15 protein-coding genes are annotated in these 18,959 nt (G+C 30.5%); 1 reads left to right on the top strand and 14 read right to left on the bottom strand.

From position 1 onward, the window contains the following. The 8 genes from DWZ53_RS07670 to pflB form a co-directional block, all read right to left on the bottom strand. Positions 1–927 carry an ABC transporter permease gene (locus DWZ53_RS07670; protein ID WP_118433195.1) on the bottom strand — a complete coding sequence of 309 codons (927 nt, stop codon included), beginning with the start codon at positions 925–927 and terminating at the stop codon, positions 1–3. A 2-nt stretch (positions 928–929) separates the two neighbouring features. Then, on the bottom strand, positions 930–1,874 hold the full coding sequence (locus DWZ53_RS07665) for an ABC transporter permease (protein ID WP_118433193.1): 945 nt from the start codon (positions 1,872–1,874) through the stop codon (positions 930–932). A gap of 83 nt (positions 1,875–1,957) precedes the next feature. Then, positions 1,958–3,580, bottom strand: coding sequence for a peptide ABC transporter substrate-binding protein (locus tag DWZ53_RS07660; RefSeq protein ID WP_118433190.1), 1,623 nt, complete (start codon positions 3,578–3,580; stop codon positions 1,958–1,960). 229 nt (positions 3,581–3,809) lie between these two features. Next, on the bottom strand, positions 3,810–4,586 hold the full coding sequence (locus DWZ53_RS07655; protein ID WP_118433188.1) for a nitrilase-related carbon-nitrogen hydrolase: 777 nt from the start codon (positions 4,584–4,586) through the stop codon (positions 3,810–3,812). 71 nt (positions 4,587–4,657) lie between these two features. Continuing rightward, a complete protein-coding gene (locus DWZ53_RS07650) occupies positions 4,658–5,932 on the bottom strand; it encodes an O-acetylhomoserine aminocarboxypropyltransferase/cysteine synthase family protein (protein ID WP_118433186.1) in 1,275 nt (424 codons plus the stop codon). Between the two features lie 65 nt (positions 5,933–5,997). Further along, positions 5,998–6,873, bottom strand: coding sequence for an ROK family protein (locus DWZ53_RS07645; RefSeq protein ID WP_118433184.1), 876 nt, complete (start codon positions 6,871–6,873; stop codon positions 5,998–6,000). 131 nt (positions 6,874–7,004) lie between these two features. Continuing rightward, positions 7,005–7,760, bottom strand: a complete 756-nt coding sequence (pflA, locus tag DWZ53_RS07640; protein ID WP_118433182.1) for a pyruvate formate-lyase-activating protein — start codon at positions 7,758–7,760, stop codon at positions 7,005–7,007. A gap of 68 nt (positions 7,761–7,828) precedes the next feature. Next, positions 7,829–10,093 carry a formate C-acetyltransferase gene (gene pflB, locus DWZ53_RS07635; protein ID WP_118433180.1) on the bottom strand — a complete coding sequence of 755 codons (2,265 nt, stop codon included), beginning with the start codon at positions 10,091–10,093 and terminating at the stop codon, positions 7,829–7,831. A 238-nt stretch (positions 10,094–10,331) separates the two neighbouring features. Between pflB and DWZ53_RS07630 the strand changes: the two genes are divergently transcribed. After that, a complete protein-coding gene (locus tag DWZ53_RS07630) occupies positions 10,332–11,021 on the top strand; it encodes a transcription antiterminator (RefSeq protein WP_118433178.1) in 690 nt (229 codons plus the stop codon). Between the two features lie 19 nt (positions 11,022–11,040). On the opposite strand, the gene DWZ53_RS07625 is transcribed toward DWZ53_RS07630, so the two are convergent. From DWZ53_RS07625 to clpB, 6 genes are all read right to left on the bottom strand, one after another. Next, positions 11,041–12,495 carry a UDP-N-acetylmuramoyl-L-alanyl-D-glutamate--2,6-diaminopimelate ligase gene (locus DWZ53_RS07625; protein ID WP_118433176.1) on the bottom strand — a complete coding sequence of 485 codons (1,455 nt, stop codon included), beginning with the start codon at positions 12,493–12,495 and terminating at the stop codon, positions 11,041–11,043. Further along, on the bottom strand, positions 12,496–13,779 hold the full coding sequence (mtaB, locus tag DWZ53_RS07620; protein ID WP_369831769.1) for a tRNA (N(6)-L-threonylcarbamoyladenosine(37)-C(2))-methylthiotransferase MtaB: 1,284 nt from the start codon (positions 13,777–13,779) through the stop codon (positions 12,496–12,498). Between the two features lie 8 nt (positions 13,780–13,787). Next, the gene (locus DWZ53_RS07615) at positions 13,788–14,552 is read right to left on the bottom strand and encodes a hypothetical protein (protein ID WP_118433172.1); all 765 of its coding nucleotides are present in this window, start codon (positions 14,550–14,552) and stop codon (positions 13,788–13,790) included. Next, positions 14,552–15,292 (bottom strand): 16S rRNA (uracil(1498)-N(3))-methyltransferase, encoded by a 741-nt coding sequence (locus DWZ53_RS07610; protein ID WP_118433170.1) that lies wholly within the window; start codon positions 15,290–15,292, stop codon positions 14,552–14,554. Before DWZ53_RS07610 ends, DWZ53_RS07615 begins: the two co-directional genes overlap by 1 nt. A gap of 52 nt (positions 15,293–15,344) precedes the next feature. Continuing rightward, positions 15,345–16,151 carry a YhjD/YihY/BrkB family envelope integrity protein gene (locus DWZ53_RS07605; RefSeq protein ID WP_118433168.1) on the bottom strand — a complete coding sequence of 269 codons (807 nt, stop codon included), beginning with the start codon at positions 16,149–16,151 and terminating at the stop codon, positions 15,345–15,347. A gap of 101 nt (positions 16,152–16,252) precedes the next feature. After that, on the bottom strand, positions 16,253–18,820 hold the full coding sequence (gene clpB, locus DWZ53_RS07600; protein WP_118433166.1) for an ATP-dependent chaperone ClpB: 2,568 nt from the start codon (positions 18,818–18,820) through the stop codon (positions 16,253–16,255). Positions 18,821–18,959 lie beyond the last annotated feature (139 nt).

Here is an 18,959-nt window from a genome sequence, read left to right as displayed (position 1 = left end):
TTACATCTCCTTCATAGTTGGATCAAGAGCATCACGTAATCCATCTCCAAATAAGTTAAAACTTAACATTAATAATGAGAAAATCACTACCGGAATCATCATCATATATGGATAAACTAAGAATGAGTTAAATCCATCATTAATTAAAGTTCCAAGTGATGCAAGAGGAATAGGTAAACCTAAACCTACGAATGATAAATATGCTTCATAGAAAATAGCATTAGGAATTGACATCATAACCATGATAATCATTTGACTATAAATATTTGGTAAGATTTCTTTAAAAATAATGAAGAAATCACTTGCACCTAAAGTACGTGAAGCTAATACGAATTCATCTTCTTTTACTTTTAAAACTTGCGCACGGGTAATACGTGACATACCAATCCATTCAGTGAACGATAAGGCTAAAATAATTGTAAATAAAGAAGATTTCATTACCATTAATAATAAAGTTAAAACGACTAAAGTAGGAATAGAGTTAATAATTTCTTGAATTCTTTGTAAAACAGAGTCAACCATTCCACCAAAATAACCAGAAATCAAACCATAAGTAATCCCTACAACAACATCAATAAAAATTGCAACAACTGCAATAAACAATGAATAACGTGTACCAGTCCAAATACGAACCCATAAATCACGCCCATATGTATCTGTACCAAACCAATGTTTTGCACATGGTCCAATATTTTTCATACTTGTATCAATAGCATCAAATTTCCAGCTAGAAAACATTGGTGCAAAAATAGCAAGTAAAGTAATAATTAAGATAACTGCACATCCAATAACAGCACCTTTATTTTTACAAAAACGTCCTAAGGCATCTTTCCAAGCAGGTTTAGCTGGAGAGACAACATCTTTAGTAATATCTTGTTTGTCACCGACTAATTGAAAGTCATCATCTAAAAATTTAATATCTTCCATTACTAATCATCCTTTCCTAAACGAATTCTTGGATCAATAATACCATAAGAAACATCGATAATTAACATCATGAAAATGTACATAACTGCATATAAGAATGAACATGCAAGAATAACATTATAATCAGATGCTTGAATACTATTGATTAATAATTTACCTAATCCAGGTACACTACAAATCTTTTCAACAACCATAGTACCAGTCATTAAATTGACTAAGATTGGTCCTAAGATTGTAATAACTGGAATTAATGCATTACGTAATGCATGTTTGAAAATAACAGTTTTACCATCTAACCCTTTAGCTTTGGCTAAAGTAATATATTCACTATTTAATACTGAAATCATTTCAGTTCTTGTAAAACGCGCTACATTGGCAATAACACCTACTGATAAAGCCAAAACTGGCATAATTGATGAATAAACAACTTGTGATTCATCATACATCGTAGGAATAAGCTGTAAATCTGCAGCGAAGAAAATCAATATAAATAATGCAAATACAAATGAAGGGATAGAAACTCCAATTACAGAGATAACAGTTGCAAGGGTATCCCAGATAGTATTTCTATGTAATGCAGCAAACACACCAAGTAAAATACCGATTACAGAACCAATAATAACTGCACAAATACCATATGCAAAAGAAATTTTAGCTGCATCTCCTACAAGAGAACTAACTGGCATATCTTTATAAAGGTTCATTGAAACCCCAAAATCTCCAGTTAACATATTTTTAAAATAATTGACATATTGAACAATGAGTGGTTTGTCCAATCCATATTTTGCCTCAATAATAGCCCTTTGAGCATCACTCAATTTTTCGTTATTAATTGGTGATCCTGGTAGGAACCTAACCATGAGGAATAATACAACAGAAATAACAAGTAATGTTGCACATGAAATCAACAAACGCTTACCAATATATTTTAGTGTTGATTTATTCATAATATCCTCCTTTTCTTATTAAAGATAAACACAATATAGAAACTATATTGTGTTTACCCAAATCATTTTCTTTTTTAAATAACTTATTTGATATCAACATAGTTGAATGTATAAGGAACACCAACAGCTTTTTGAACTAAGTTTTTAACTTTAGGATTCTTTAATGCAGCAGCACCTTTTTCGAATACTGGGATAAATGCATAATCATCCATTGCAATTTTTTCAGCTTCAATCATTTTTTGCCAACGATCTTTAGCATCACTTGCATCAGTAACTTCATTCATTTTTTCTTCATAAGCAGCATTTGAATACTTACCATAGTTATTTGCGTTACCGTCTAATAATAAGTTTAAGTAAGTAGTTGGATCTGCATAGTCAGGTCCCCAACGAGTACAACAAATATCGAAATCACCATTCTTTTGTTTGTTGTAAATTCTGTCTTGTTTAGTTGTAGCAACCATTTCGATTTCAAGACCATTTAATTTACTAAATGCATTTTGTAAATAAGTAGCCATTTGATCCATTGGTGACTCATCAGTACCATAAGTTAATCTTAATTTGATTTTACTTACACCTAATTCTTGTAAACCTTTATCTAAATATTCTTGAGCTTTAGCAGCATCATATGATACTAAAGTTCCAGCTTCTTCACGGAAGTCTTTTCCATCTGGGCTAGTTGATAATCCACTAGGAACATATCCTGTAGCACCTTTAGAACCATCTTTTAATACGTTATCAGCAAAGTCATCTCTGTTAATAGCGTAAGATAATGCAGTTCTTACATTTAAGTTTTGTAATTCTTTTGTTTTGAAGTTTAAGCTTAAATAGAATAAGTAACCTTCACCAAATGTTGTATAAGCTTTATCTTTTTTGTATTTATCTACTAATTCAGAGTTGATTGTAGTGAAATCATTTTTACCACTCTTGAAGTTAGTAGCACCTACTTTAGGTTCTTGAACTAAGTTCATAACTAAAGTATCTAATTTAACTGCTTTTTTATTCCAATATTTATCATTCTTTTTGAAAGTAGCTTTGCTACCTGGTGACCAAGAATCCATTACGAATGCTCCATTTGATAAAATGTTTTTAGCACTCTTACCATATTGATCTCCAGCTTTTTCGCAGAATTTTTGGTTAATTGGATAATAGCATGGGAATGTCATTAATTCTTCAAAGTAATCAATTTTTCTAGTAGTAGTAACTTCTAATGTTTTGTCATCTACTGCTTTAACTCCCATTGCATCATAATCGCTATCAGCAACTTTTTCTTTGTTAGCGATTTTTTCCATGATTTCATCAACACCAGTGATAGCTGCACCGTCAGTACCTAACATATAAGCATAGTTACCATTGTTTTTAACAATTCTATGCCATGCATAAACGAAATCTTTTGCTGTTACAGGGTCTCCATTAGACCATTTAGCATTTCTTAATTTGAAAGTGTGAACTAATCCGTCATCACTTACAGTGTGATCTTTTGCAATAGCACCAACGATATTACCGTCTTTATCAAGACCCATTAAACCATCGATACATGCATGTAATGCATCAAATGACATACCATCATCAGCATCAGATGAATCTAAGTTTTTAATATCTAATTCACTTGCAAAAGTAAATGTTTTTCCTGCACTTCCTGAACCACCACATCCAGCTAGTGTAAGAGCCATTAATGCACATAACATTAACGATAATAATTTTTTCATAATATTCTCCTCTTTTCCCCTTCTAGTTGCATAAATGTATACAATCTAATTTTTATGCACTTATAATCCCACATATATCGACATAAGTCAATAGAAAATGCATACTAAATTGAATTTTTTTTAGTACGATTTCTTTATTATCTAAATATTTTTGTGTTATTTAGATATTTTATAAAAATATAAAATTTGATATTAAAAATATTTTATTTATTTATTAAATTAATAATTTTTATTCACCACTCATTAGTTTTAGATATAAATCTTCTCTACGATCTTTTTTAAACTGATTCCCTTGTTTTGCTTTTTCAATATCATCTAAATGAATTTCTAAATATATGTTTTCTTCATCAGTTGATAAACGCGTCAGTCTTTTACCGCTACTGTCAAAGACACAACTATGACCAATATATTGATTATCCTTATCATACCCTACACGATTAACCCCTATGACATAACATTGATTTTCAATGGCTCTTGCTTTTAGTAAAGTAAGCCAGTGATCATCTCTCCTTTCAGGCCACGAAGCAATAACAATAATAATCTGACTTTTTTTAGACGCCATTTGAAATATTTCAGGAAATCTTAGATCATAACAAATAAATGGTGAAAAAATGAACTCATCTATTTTTTTAGAAATAATCTGATTGCCTTTTTGATAATAATTTGCTTCATAAGTAAATGGATGAATTTTATTATATGAAAAGAGCACTTCACTACCATTAACAGCAGTAAAATTATTAAAAAATCCTTTTTCATTTTTTAACACTTGCCCAAACATAATTTTAATATGATAATCTCGCGAAAGTTCCATCATTAATTTTTCAGTTTCATGATTGGTCTCACCAATTAATTCTGTATTCATACTAAATCCGGTACACGACATTTCAGGGAAAATAATAAGATCAGCATGATTATCATGAGCTTGACTAACAAACTCTTCAATCATGACATAATTTGTTTTCTTATCTTCAAAATACATGTTAATTTGCCCCAATGCGATTTTCATTTTTACCACCTCATCTATACTATACTTATTATGCTATACAAAAATTGTCAAATTGAAAAAGGACTGTTTTATTAAATTTTATCAAAGGCTTGTTTTAAATCTGCAAGAATATCTTCAATGTCTTCTAGTCCAACAGAAAAACGAATAAGATCTGGTGCAACACCTGCTGCTTTTAATTGTTCATCACTCATTTGACGATGAGTATGACTTGCTGGATGTAGTAAACATGTTTTAGCATCTGCAACATGTGTGACAATAGAGGCTAATTTTAAACTATCCATAAATATTTCTGCTTTTTCTCTTTCTCCTTTTAAGCCAAATGAAAGAACCCCACATGTTCCTTTAGGGCAATATTTTTTAGCAAGCTTATGATATGGACTACTTGGTAAATCTGCATATTTTACCCAAGCGACTTTCTCATTTTGTTCTAAATACTTAGCTACTGCTAATGCATTTTGACAATGTTGTTTCATTCTTACCGCTAATGATTCTAACCCTAAATTTAGGTAGAAAGCATTTTGTGGTGATTGAATTGGTCCTAAATCTCTCATTAATTGAGCAGTTGCTTTTGTAATATAAGCAAGTTTCCCAAATTTCTTTGCATAAGTTATTCCATGATAAGATTCATCAGGTGTTGTTAAACCAGAAAACTTATCACCATATTGAAGCCAATTAAAGTTTCCACTATCAACAATAGCACCGCCTACACCACTTGCATGTCCATCCATATATTTAGTTGTTGAATGAGTTACAATATCGGCACCCCATTTAATTGGTTGACAGTTAACTGGTGTCGCAAATGTATTATCCACAATTAATGGTACACCATTTTGATGGGCTACTTTAGCAAATTTTTCAATATCAAAAATACTAACTGTAGGATTTGTAATGGTTTCCCCAAATACACATTTTGTATTTTCTTTAAATTCTTTTTGTAAGTCTTCTTCACTTATTTCTGGATCTACAAAAGTAACATCAATACCCATTTTTTTCATTGTAACGCCAAATAAATTATAGGTTCCTCCATAAATAGCAGACGAAGCTATAAAATGATCTCCTGCTTCACAAATATTAAATACCGCAAAAAAGTTAGCAGCCTGTCCAGAAGAAGTAAGCATTCCAGCTACTCCCCCTTCCATTGCTGCAATCTTAGCAGCAACAGCATCATTAGTAGGATTTTGTAATCTTGAATAAAAATATCCAGAATCCTCTAAATCAAATAATCTTCCCATTTCTTCACTAGTATCATATTTAAATGTTGTACTTTGATAGATTGGTAATGAACGTGGTTCACCTTTTTTAGGAACCCATCCTTCATGTAATCCTTTTGTTGCAACTTTAGTCATTTTTATTTCTCCTCCTTTTAATACTTATAAGTAAATTTTAATAAGAAACAAAAAGAAAAACAAGCTTATTTTAAAGCTTGTTTTGCTAGAGCTAAAGCTCCTACGACACCTGCGTTGTCCCCAAGTCCTGGATAAACAATATAGTCTTTGATTTTGTCAGTTGTCACTTCTTCTTTTTGAATATATCCATTTAAGAATTCTTGAGTATATTTATGAATCATAGGGAATAATTGTTTTTGATGCATGACTCCTCCACCTAAAATAATCTTTTTAGGTGATAAAGTTAAAACATAATTAGCCATTGCTTGACCAATATAATAAGCTTCTAAATCCCAAGCTGGATGATCTTCAGGAATATCTTTTCCTTTCATTCCCCATCTTTCTTCAATTGCTGGACCAGCAGCTAAACCTTCAAAACATGTACCATGATATGGACATTTACCAGCATAATGATCATCTTCTCTAACAATCATTTTCATATGTCCCATTTCTGGGTGAAGTAATCCATGTACTAATTGTCCACCGACAACGGCTCCGCCACCAATTCCAGTACCAATAGTTAAATACAATGCACTATCTAATCCTTTTGCAGCACCAAACGTTGCTTCTCCTAGTGCAGCACCATTAACATCAGTATCAAATCCCATTGGGATATCATATCTTTCTTTTAATGCTCCCATAATATTATAATTATTCCATCCTGGTTTAGGCGTTGTAGTAATATAACCATATGTTGGACTTGATAAATCTGGATCAATAGGTCCAAAACTTCCTACTCCTAATGCTTCAATATCTTTTCCATCAAAAAATTTAAATACATTTGCCATTGTTTTTTCAGGTGCTTCTGTTGGAAATGAATCTCTTTCTAAAACTTGACCATTTTCATCTCCAATACAAACAACAAATTTTGTTCCACCTGCTTCTATAGCTCCTAATTTCATTTTATGTCTCCTTTTACCTAATCTAATTTTATTTTAAACAACTCCAAGATAATTGTAAATATAAGAAATAAAAAAAGAAAAAGAGTTTCATAGTCAAGAATAAATAGTCTTTAACATGAAACTCTTTTTAATTATTTTTCTAAATATTTTGTATATTGATCAACATGTAATAATGCTTTAGCATTTTCTACACGTTCTTTAGTAGGTGGTTTAATTCCATCTAATTTATAAGGAATATTCAGTTCTTCCCACTTAAATACTCCTAGAGTATGGTATGGAAGAATTTCAACACGTTCTACATTAGATAATGAAGATATAAATTTATCTAATTTTATTAAATCTTCATCATAATCACTTCTTTCAGGAACAAGAACGTGTCTTATCCAAATTGGTTTATGAATATCTGAAAGATAGCGTATCATATCTAGAATATGATAATTGTCTTTTCCTGTTAAAGCAACATGTCTATCATTATTGATTTCCTTGATATCTACAAGTAGTAAATCTGTATATTCCATTAATTCTTTAAACTTAGAAAAGAATGGTTCTTCTCTTGTAAAGCAACCCCCACTTGTATCAATGCATGTATTGATTCCTTCTTTTTTGGCTAATTTGAATAATTCAATTAAAAAATCAATTTGAACAAGTGGTTCTCCACCACTAACAGTAATACCACCTTTTTTACCCCAATAAGATTTATACTTCATAGCTTGTTGAAGTGCTTTTTCTGGTGTATATTCCTCATATTTTTTTGATCCCCATGTATCTGGGTTATGACAAAATTGACAGCGAAGAGGACAACCATGTAAAAAATAAATATAACGAACTCCTGGTCCATCTACAGAACCAAAACTCTCTATTGAATGAATTCTTCCGATTGTTTCCATATTTCCTCCGGTAATAAAACAGCCTCAAATGAGGCTGTTTACTAATTAAATGTTATTAATCTAATTGATTACATATGATCATGACAAGTTCTTGCGATAACGTCTAATTGTTGTTCACGAGTTAAGTCAATGAATTTAACTGCATATCCAGATACACGAATTGTGAAGTTTGCATATTCTTCTTTTTCTGGATGTTCCATAGCATCAATTAATTTTTCAGTTCCAAATACGTTTACATTTAAGTGATGAGCACCTTGTTCAAAGTATCCATCCATAACTTGTACTAAATTTGTAACTCTTTCGTCTTCATTATGTCCTAAAGCATCAGGGTTGATTGTTTGAGTATTAGAAATACCATCTAATGCCCATTCGTATGGTAATTTAGCAACTGAGTTTAATGAAGCTAATAAACCACTTTGTTCAGCACCGTATGATGGGTTAGCACCTGGTGATAATGGTTCACCTGCTTTACGTCCATCTGGTAATGAACCTGTAGCTTTACCATAAACAACGTTTGAAGTGATAGTTAAGATTGAAGTTGTTGGTTCTGAATCTCTGTAAGTATGATGTTTTTTGATTTTAGCTAAGAATTCACCTAATAACCATACAGCGATATCATCAGCACGATCATCATCGTTACCATATCTTGGGAAGTCACCTTCAGTTTCGTAATCAACAACGATACCATCTTCATCTCTGATAGTTTTAACTTTTGCATATTTGATTGCACTTAATGAGTCAACTACATGAGAGAATCCAGCGATACCTGTAGCGAATGTACGTCTAACATCAGTATCAATTAAAGCCATTTCAGCAGCTTCATAATAATATTTATCATGCATGTATTGGATTAAGTTTAATGTATTAACATATAAATCAGCTAACCAATCCATCATTTGTAAGTATTTATCCATTACTTCGTCATAATCTAAATATTCAGAAGTGATTGGACGGTATTCTGGAGCAACTTGTTGTTTAGTTTTTTCATCAACACCACCATTGATAGCGTAAGTTAAACATTTAGCTAAGTTAGCACGAGCTCCGAAGAATTGCATTTCTTTACCAGTTTGAGTAGCTGATACACAACAACAAATTGAGTAATCATCTCCCCATACAGGACGCATTACATCATCGTTTTCATATTGGATTGAGCTTGTATCTACAGAGATTTTAGCTGCGAATCTTCTGAAGTTTTCCGGTAATAATTTAGTATATAAAACTGTTAAGTTTGGTTCTGGAGAAGGACCCATGTTTTCTAATGTATGTAAGAAACGGAAACAGTTTTTAGTAACCATTGAACGTCCATCAGTTCCTAAACCAGCAACTTCTAATGTAGCCCATACTGGGTCACCAGAGAATAATTGGTTGTATGAAGGAATACGAGCAAATTTAACCATTCTACATTTCATTACGAAATGGTCAACTAATTCTTGAGCTTCTTCTTCTGTAATTGTTCCGTTTTCTAAATCTCTTTCAACATAGATGTCTAAGAAAGTAGAAACACGACCAACTGACATTGCAGCACCGTTTTGAGTTTTGATAGCTGCTAAATATCCGAAGTATAACCATTGGAATGCTTCATGCGCGTTTGTAGCAGGTTTAGAGATATCATATCCATAAATCTTAGCCATTTCTTTCATTCCATTTAATGCTTTAATTTGTTCTGCGATTTCTTCTCTTTGACGAATGATATCATCTGTCATTGATCCACTACCACAGTTAGCAAAATCTTTTTGTTTTTCTTCAATTAAGAAATCAATACCGTATAAAGCAACACGACGATAATCTCCAACGATACGTCCACGTCCATAAGTATCAGGTAATCCTGTAATTACTTTGTTGTGACGAGCTTTTTTGATTTCTGGTGTATAAACATCAAATACAGCTTGGTTATGTGTTTTATGATATTTTGTAAAGATTTCATGTAAATCTGGATCTGGTTCATATCCGTAAGTAGCTGCAGCTTGTTCAGCCATTTTAATACCACCGTAAGGCATGAATGCTCTTTTTAATGGTTTATCTGTTTGTAAACCAACTACTTTTTCAAGATCTTTCATATCTTCTGAGATATATCCTGGACCATAAGCAGTAAGTCCACTTACTACTTTAGTTTCACATTCAAGAACTCCACCTTTAGCTCTTTCTTCTTTTTGTAATTCTTGAAGTTTTCCCCAAAGCTTGTTAGTTGCTTCAGTAGGACCAGCTAAAAATGATTCATCTCCATCATATGGTTTGTAGTTATCTTGGATGAATTGACGAGTATTAACTTCTTCTTTCCAAAGTCTACCCTTAAATCCTTTCCATTCTTCATTAAATTTGTCTGTTAAAGTCATCTTTAATCCTCCTATCAAATTTCTTCATCATTATAGCACTTGACTTTTAGTTAAACAATGATAAAGTTGCATAATTTCAAAGTTTTTTTTGATATATCAATCATTACTTTTTACAACTTTAATATAGCAACTATTCCTTAATTTTTCTACTCAAATGCTTTATTTAATTTTTTTTGATTTTGACTAGATTTTTTGATGTCATTAGTATATCATATACATATTGATTGGAGGGATGAGCATGACTCTTGCGATTCATTCAAATGAAAATTTTGATTTAACAAAACAACAGATTACTCATGACATTAGACAAGTCATAGAAGATCGTCATTTATTTTTATCTACTAACTCTATCAACAATCTTGCAATTCATTTAACAATTGCAGTTATTAGAATAAAATCGGATAACTATATTCCTCTAAGTCAAGGACAAGTTGAATATTATCGTGATAATGATAATTTCCAATACGCTCTTGATTTATGTTCTATGTTAGAAAAAAAATATGATATTCAATTTCCTGAGTCAGAAGTAGCTTTAGTATCGATGTATTTATCTAAAAATAAAGCTTTAGATATCGAATTAAATCCGGGATTTGATTTATTAGATGAAGATGTTGCTGTTATATTAAGAGAAACAATGCAACGTATTAAAGATGAAAAAGATTTAAATTTTAAAGATGATGATAAATTATTTGTTTCTATTGGTTTACATTTGACTCCTGCTCTTGAGCGTTTACAAAATGATAGTCAAATTGATAACCCATTAGTTGATAAAATCAAAGAAAGACATCAGTTTGAATTTTCTTTAGCGAGTATTTTAAATGATGTAGTTGAAGAAAAATATCAAAAACGATTCACTGATGACGAAATCGCATATATTGCTTTACATTTTGTTGTTTCAACAAGCAAGCTAAAAGGACATCTTGATTAGATGTCCTTTTTTATTATTCCTATTCATCTTCACTATCTGTATCATAAATACGCTGAATTGCCCTCAATGCTACAACCTTGTCTCCTGGATAAGGACTTTGCCCTACTTCCATTGAAATAAACTTCTCATGTCCTTTTCCTAAAAGCAAAACAACATCTCCTGGACAAGCAATATCTATAGCCTGTTCTATTGCGACTGACCTTCTTGAAACAATGACACTCGTAATATCTTTGATTTCACTTTGAATATCTTTACAAATATCAACTGTATTTTCACCACGATCATCTAACTCTGTTAAAATAACATGATCAAGATATTCATTAGCTAATTTTCCAATTTGTTTTCTTCTTTTCAAATTACGTTTACCAGGTGCTCCCATAACTGCAATAATTCTTCCCGAAGAAACTTGAGAAACAAATTCAAATAAATCGTGATAATTCTTTGTATGCTGGCAATAATCAACAATAACTGTAAAAGGCTGGTCGTGCTTAATAATTTCCATCCTTCCTTCAACTTGAGGAATACTTTCAACAGCATCAATAATCATTGAATTATCAAACCCCATCCCAATTAAAACACCTACAACTGCTAATACATTATAAACATTAAACTTAGCCAGTACCGGACAATTAACATGATACTCATTTCCCTTAAAGGATAAATCAAATTCACTATGATCTAAAAATAATTCAATATTTTTAGCCATAATCTCACTTTCTTTTTCTATTCCATAAGTCATCACTCTTGAATGACAGTTTTTACTAATTGTTTCATAATGCTCATCGTCATGATTTAATACTGCTAATCCAGTCGGTGGTAGCATCTCAAATAATTTTTGTTTACTTGCTACATAACGTTCCATTGTCCCATGAAAATCAAGATGTTCTTTGCCAATATTTGTTAAAACAGAAATATCAAATTGTACTGCATCAATCCTTCTTAATGCTAAACCATGACTGCTTGCCTCCATTGCCACAACTTTAATGCCATGTTTGACCATATCTGCTAATTTTTGTTGAACATATAAGGTTTCTGGTGTGGTATAGGGACATTGTTCTTTAATTCCATCGTATTCTAAGGATATGGTTCCCATATAAGCACTTTTGCAAAAACGATCCATAATCATTTTTACCATAGAAGCCACAACCGTTTTACCACTGGTTCCCGTTACCCCAATCATTTTCATTTTATGACTAGGATGATCATAAAAAATACTTGATACTCGATTCAATTCATCTAAAGCATCATTGACACGTATGTAAATAATTCCTTTACGATAGCTTGGTAAATCTTTTGTATGAACAATGACTTTAGCTCCTTGAAAGATGGCATCGTCAACATAACGATGACCATCTACACTTAATCCCTCAATACAAAAGAATACTGAATAAGGTTTTACATATCTTGAATCACTATGAATTGAATAGATTTTCATTTCATTATCTATGTCAAATAATTCATTTAAACGTTTCAATTATCTCACTCTTCCTATTAGTATGTCTTGATATGAATCAATTATAACATCCTTAATTTGTCCTATCAATTCTTCATTGCTTTTGACTTTAACGAGTAAATAATCATCAGCATGACCTACATAATAGCCATCTTCTTCTTTTTCAAATAAAACACTTAAAGTTTTACCAATTTGACTCAAAGCAAATTGGGAATTTAGTTCTTGTGATAACTCAATTAAACGATTCACTCTTTGATGTTTAATTTTTTCATCTACTTGATCTTTCATCTTTGCTGCAGGTGTTCCTTTTCTAGGCGAATAAGGGAAAACATGTAATTGAGTAAAACCTATTTGTTTGATAAATTGATATGTTGTTTCAAAGTCTTCTTCACTTTCATCCGGAAAACCTACAATTACATCAGTAGTAAAGGCAATTTGAGGTAAAAGACTTCTTATTTTTTCAAGTTTAGCTGCATATTCTTGACAATTATATTTTCTATTCATCCTTTTTAATATCTTGTCACAACCTGATTGTAATGGAACATGTAAATGGTTAACAATGATTTTACTGGTACTCATTAAATCTATAATCTCGTCAGTAATTTGACTCGTTTCAATTGAAGAAATACGTAATCTTTTTAAACCTTTAATTTGACATAGTTCTTTTAATAAATCAGAGAAAGTATAATGATCTAAATCTTCACCATACCCAGCTGTATGAATTCCTGTCAATACAATTTCAACATATCCATGATTCACTAATTCTTGAGCTTGATGTAAAACACTTTCTGGTTTTCTTGAACGCACTCTTCCTCTAGCATAAGGAATAATACAATATGTACAGAAATTATTGCATCCATCTTGAATCTTTAAATAAGCTCGTGTGTTATGAAAACGATCAATATTTAAATCTTCAAACGTATCGACTTTCATGACATCATTGACTTTGACAATCATTTGTTTTGTTTCTTGATATTGTTTTGCTAATTCAACAATTTGATTACGGTATTGTGTACCTAAAATAACCCCTACACCCTCAATAGCTTCTATCTCTTGAGGCGCACTTTGACTATAACAACCTACCACACAAACAGTTGCTTGTGGATTTTTTCGAATCGCTTTACGAATCATCTGTCTAGATTTACTATCACCGGTATTTGTTACTGTACAAGTATTAATAACATAAACGTCAGCCACTTCTTTAAAAGGAACTTCTTGATACCCTGCCTGTTCAAATAATCTTAACATAGCTTCCGATTCATATGAGTTAACTTTGCATCCTAATGTATGGAATGCTACTTTCATAATTTCACCTACTTTAATTTTTTCTTAATTTTTTTATATATTTTTTCACTTAGCCATTGTTTTTCATACAATGTATCTACAAGTGATTGCACATCTTCATTAAGATATATTTTAACAATTTCTTTTACATCTTCTAATGAAGGATCTATATCTTGATATTTATCAATAAAAATAAGTTCATCAATGCATTGATAATCATTTTGATCAAATAAATAAACACGTTTACTTTCTGGATAATAAAAATATGCATAATGATCATCTTTTCCAATTGGTTTTAAAGAAGAAAATGAAGATATAAATGGATAAAATTGATATAAACGATAAGGCTTATTGATATCTTTAGAATATTGTTTTATGTATTCTTGATATTGTTTTAAAGTCAACATTTGATAGTCATTGATATAACGGCTATTCATATCTAGATCATAATGAGGTAAATAGACTAATTGTCCACTTTCAGGCTCTTTAAAACAGTGACATTGTTCTAAGATAGGTTTTAAATCTTGATCAAACATTTTTCTTTTCTCATCATAATTTAAATAATCTAAAACATCATAGTTTGTATTAATAAAATGGTTATAAGCTTCATCAATTTTATTTTTATTAGACAAACTATGATAAAGAACTTCATACTTAAATAATTCTTCATATGTTTTTATTTTAAATGGATATCCTGCTTGCTCAAAGATATCTTTATTTTCCTCTAAAAAGCAGTATAACTTAGTTTTATGAAGATTTGTTTCCTTCCCATATTTTTTTAAATATTTCATCATTATTTTAAAATCTCCCTACTATAGCCAATCACACTTAATAAATAAAGTGGTGCCGTCTCACTTCTTAAAATTCTTTTTCCTAAACTACAATTTTTAACACCTAAACCATTTAAAAATTCAACTTCCTGTGCATCAAACCCACCTTCACTACCTACAATAATAACGAGATGATCGCCTGGACAAATCTGTTGTAAAGTTAAAGCCAGTTGTCCATGTTTATTGGCTTTAGCAGTTTCTTCATAAGCTACTAAATTATAATCTCCTAAATAAGATTCAATATCTTTTAATTGGATTACAGGCATAATTTCAGGTATTTGGCTTCTAAGTGACTGTTCACTTGCCTCTTTTAATATTTTTTTATATCTTGTTACTTTTTTATTGAATTTTTCTAATGTTAGTTTTGCAACACAACGTTTAGTTTGCATAGGAATAATTCTTGTTACACCTAATTCTGTTGCTTTTTGTAACACCATTTCAAACTTATCCCCTTTAGGCATAGCATAAATAAGTGTCACTTCTATATCCAACTCATTATTAACATCAATGAGTTCAATGGGTACTATTGTTCCTTGATTAATATTTTCTATCTTTGCTAAATATGTTTTTTTATTTTTATCAATACAAATAATTTGATCTTGATTTTGTAATCTCATAACATGCTTTATGTGATGCAAATCATCTGAATCAATTTCAAATGGGTGATGTATTTGTAATGTTTGATCAATAAAATATCTTTGCATAATTTTTTCTCCTCGCCCTATTTTAGCATAATATGATAAAAGTTAAAGAAATTTAACGAAAAGTATCATAGATTTGGTTAATGATTTGGCTTAGATACTCATAATAAGCAATATGCTTATATTCATGAAATTGATAACTTTGACCATAGATTCTATTTAGACAATAACCAAAATAAATAATACTACTAATAAGATACACTGATAAAAATAAAACAACTAATGAAGCAAAAGGTCCATACAAACTATGATAAGATGTGAAATACTCAACGAACCATAAAAATAGACGCCCTACCCCTACAATCGCAACACTACTAAAAACACTACCTAATAAGCCATAACTTAACGGTTTTTTTTCAAAAGATAACACTCGATAAAATAAATAGAAAATAGCAATTAAACTTAAAATAAAAAATAATGAATTAAGTGCTAATATATATTGATTCATAATAGAAATAGCACATATAGCAATCATAAAAAGAGCAAAAGAAACAAAAGCTTTCAATCTTACTAAAATTAAAGGAATAATAAAATTCTCATCTTGCATCGATATAATCATAAATGAATAAAAACTTTTACTTGCTACATATGTAGCAACAATCAATGTGATGATAATAGACATAATGGAATGATAATTTTTATCACTCACAAATTGAATAAAAGGAGATAATAATTCTTGTGGTATAAAATCATAAAGAGCATTAACAAGCACTGTTGGATCAATCGCTATTTCATTAAAAAAATAAAATATAATGACTAATGCCGGTAATAAAGATAATAATAAACAAAAACTTAATGAATAACGAAATAACGTTGCATCATCTGATAAATATATATTGATTACTTTTTTTAATTTTTCCATACGCTACCCCTTTTATTAACTATCTCCATTATAATATATCATCTTCTTGTAAGAATAAACAAAAATTCTCCAAAGATATATAATCTTTGGAGAATTTGCTTTTATGCTCTCTTTAATACAATATCATCTTGATAGTCAACTAAAATATGGTCACCAGATTTAATAGTTCCTTTAATCATCTCCTTAGCAAGTTTTGTTTCAATGTGAGATTGAATATATCGTTTTAATGGTCTTGCACCATAAACCGGATCAAATCCTTCATCTTTAATATGTTGGTATGCTTCACCTGTTAATTCTAATGAAATCTTTTTATCTTCTAATCGAGATTCTAATTGATTAATAAATTTATCAATAATTTTATTAACAACACTATCATCTAATGAATTGAACATAACAACTTCATCAATACGATTTAAGAATTCTGGTTTAAAGTGTGCTCTCAATTCTTCTTGTACTAATTTTCGATTTTCAGGTGTGTTACCATTTAATAAGTATTGAGAACCCATGTTACTTGTCATAATAATAATTGTATTTTTAAAACTTACCGTATTTCCTTTACTATCTGTAATACGTCCATCATCTAATACTTGTAATAAAATGTTGAAAACATCAGGATGTGCTTTTTCAATTTCATCTAACAAGACAATACTATAAGGATGACGTCTTACGGCTTCTGATAATTGTCCACCTTCTTCATAACCAACATAACCTGGTGGCGCACCAAGTAAACGAGAAACACTAAATTTTTCCATATACTCAGACATATCAATTCTGACAATATTACGTTCACTATCAAATAATTGTTCAGCTAATGCTTTGGCAACTTCAGTTTTACCAACACCAGTTGGTCCTAAAAATAAGAATGATCCAATTGGTCTATTTTCATCATTAATACCAGCTCGCGATCTTAAAATAGCGTCAGTTACTTTTTCAATTGCATCATCTTGTCCAATGACACGTAATTTTAAAGTATCATCTAAAGCTAATAATTTTTCACGTTCAGATTCCATTAGTTTATTCATAGGAATTCCAGTCCAACGAGCAATAACCTCACTTACACTGTCAACCGTCACTTTTTCTTGAAGTAAATCATTATCTTGTTTTTTAGCTTGTAATTCTTCAATTTCTTTTGTAAGTTTTGGTAAAGATTCATATTTAATTTTAGAAGCTTCTTCTAAATTACCTTCACTTTGATATTTTTCTTTAAGTGATTCTAAATGCATTCTTTCACTTTTTAGTTCTTTAATATGATCTAATGATGATTTTTCTTCTTTCCATTTTGCTCTTAAACCTGTTTCTTGTTCAGTCAAAGAAGCGATGCGTTCTTTGATTTCTACTAAACGTTTTTCATTATCTTCATTACGATCTTCTTTTTCAATAGAAATTCTTTCCATTTCTAAACGATTCTTTTCACGGGTAATACCATCTAATTCTTCAGGTAATGAATCAATTTCCATACGAATCGAAGCACAAGCTTCATCAATTAAATCAATAGCTTTATCTGGTAAAAAACGATCAGTAATATATCGTTGAGATAAGTTTACTGCACTAATAATAGCACTGTCTGTAATTTGAACCCCATGGTGACGTTCAAATGAATCTTTTAAACCACGAAGAATAGCAATACTATCATCCATATCCGGTTCATCAACTTGAACTTTTTGGAAACGTCTTTCTAATGCAGCATCTTTTTCAATGTATTGACGATATTCGTCTAATGTTGTGGCACCAATACAATGTAATTCACCACGTGCCAACATTGGTTTTAATAAATTAGCCGCGTCCATCGCACCATCAGTTTTACCAGCACCTACTAATTGATGAATTTCATCAATAAATAAGATAATATTACCTTCTGCTTTTTTAATTTCATTTAAAACTGCTTTAAGTCTTTCTTCAAATTCACCACGATATTTGGCACCAGCAACTAAAGATCCTAAATCTAATTCATATAGTGTTTTGTTTTGTAAGGACATAGGCACATCATTTTTATAAATACGCCAAGCAAGACCTTCTACAATGGCTGTTTTACCAACACCAGGTTCACCAATTAAAATAGGATTATTCTTTGTTTTACGTGATAATATTTGAATAACACGCCTAATTTCATCATCACGTCCAATAACAGGATCTAATTTACCATTTTCAACATCTTTTGTAAGATCACGCCCATATTTTTCTAATACTTCATATGTGTTTTCAGGATTAGGATTATTAACCATATGATCACCCCTCATTTCTAATATTGCTTTTTTTACATCTTTTTTATTGATATGATATTGATTTAATAAATCTTTTAACCAAGGTTCATTAATGTCAAATAAAGCCATAATTAAATGTTCAACAGAAACATATTCATCTTTAAATTGTGACATTTGGTTCATCGCTTTAGATAATAAGTCATTTAAACCATAAGAAATACGAATACTATTGACATCTATATTTGTTACTTGTGGCTTTTCTTTAATTCTTAATAATAATTGATTTTGCAATTGTTTAACATCTATATTTAATTTAGATAAAACTCTACAGAAGATACCGCTACTATCTTCCAATAAAACATAGAGAATATGTTCAATGTCAATTACTTGATTTTTATATTCTAAAGCAAGTTGACTAGCACTAGATATCGCTTCTTTCATTTTATCTGTAAACTTTTCTATATTCATTGTTATCACTCCTTTAGCACTCTCTTTCCTCTTGTGCTAATATCATTATAAACTATTTATTAGCAGTGTCAAGCATTGAGTGCTAATTTTTTTATAAAAAAAAAGAACTGGCAGTTCGCTATTGTTGCACCGTAGCACT

It is taken from the genome of Coprobacillus sp. AF33-1AC, from assembly GCF_003475785.1.
Classification (GTDB): domain Bacteria; phylum Bacillota_I; class Bacilli_A; order Erysipelotrichales; family Coprobacillaceae; genus Faecalibacillus.
Note: the sequence above shows the minus strand (reverse complement) of the source record. Positions and strands in the feature narration are given on the sequence as shown.